The organism is Allobosea sp. 2RAB26, assembly GCF_052115465.1.
Classification (GTDB): domain Bacteria; phylum Pseudomonadota; class Alphaproteobacteria; order Rhizobiales; family Beijerinckiaceae; genus Allobosea.
Map to the genome: position 1 here is coordinate 1 of NZ_JBFRGS010000063.1, position 929 is coordinate 929.

Consider the following 929-nt stretch of genomic DNA (forward strand, 5'->3'; position numbering starts at 1 on the left):
TCATCGTCGTCATCGTCGCCGTCATCGTCGTCATCGTCGCCGTCACCGTCACCCGTGCCGGTACCGTTGTCGCCGTCATCGCCAACGACGGTCTCGAAGATGTTCTCGGGAAGATTGGTCAGGCTGGTATTGCGGGCGATGATGTCCGCGAACTCCTGGCCGTCGATGAAATTCTCGTAGAAGTCGAAGTTCTCGACACGGTCGAGATAGTAGAACCGGTCGGCCTCCTGCAGGCGGTCAAACTGTTCATGCAGCACGACCCAGAAGGTCTGCCCGACCATGCCGCCATTGATATGCGTCTCGGCAAGGCCACCGACCCAGAGATCGACCCGGTCGATCCCCTTCACGATGCCGGTGCCGTCGGCCTGGATGGCCACGCTGATATTCGAGTTGATCGCCTGGAAGGCAGCTATCTCATTGGCGTCCAGGACGAGGTCCGGATAGGCCTGCTTGAACTGGGCGATCACTGTATCGCTCAGATTGTTGCGCTGCTGGAAGTCCTCCCACGAGGTATAGGGCGAGAGATTTCCGGCATATCCGACGGCCTCGGAGACATAGGGATCCTCCGAAGCGGCAAGATCCGAACGCACCTGGTTCAAGGTGCCAAGCCCGACATCCCAGCCGCGGGCCACATTGAAGGCGAAGAGGTCGGCATTGATGCGCACCAGATCGTTGCGCACCGCGTCGACAATGTTGAAGTCAACCTCCTCCGCCGGCTGCCTGATGATGCCGCCCAGGATCGATCCGACGCCAAGCTGCTCATAGCCGGGCTGCGGGACGTAGCCGGGAGGCAAGGGAGCGGTGAAGGCGCCGGCGTCGTTCGTCGGATTCAGGAAGGCGTCGAACAGCGCCACCTGCTTCGGCTGACCGTCGGCATCGAGCACGGTCATGGTCTGGCCGATCAGGGAGTGACCGACCCGGTACACGGC

Annotated in this window: 1 protein-coding gene; it reads right to left on the reverse strand. The window is 61.6% G+C overall.

The genetic code is table 11. The annotated features are described in order from the left end of the window. Window positions 1–929: peroxidase family protein (locus tag AB4118_RS33990; protein WP_441493897.1), on the reverse strand; the 929-nt coding region annotated here is incomplete at both ends.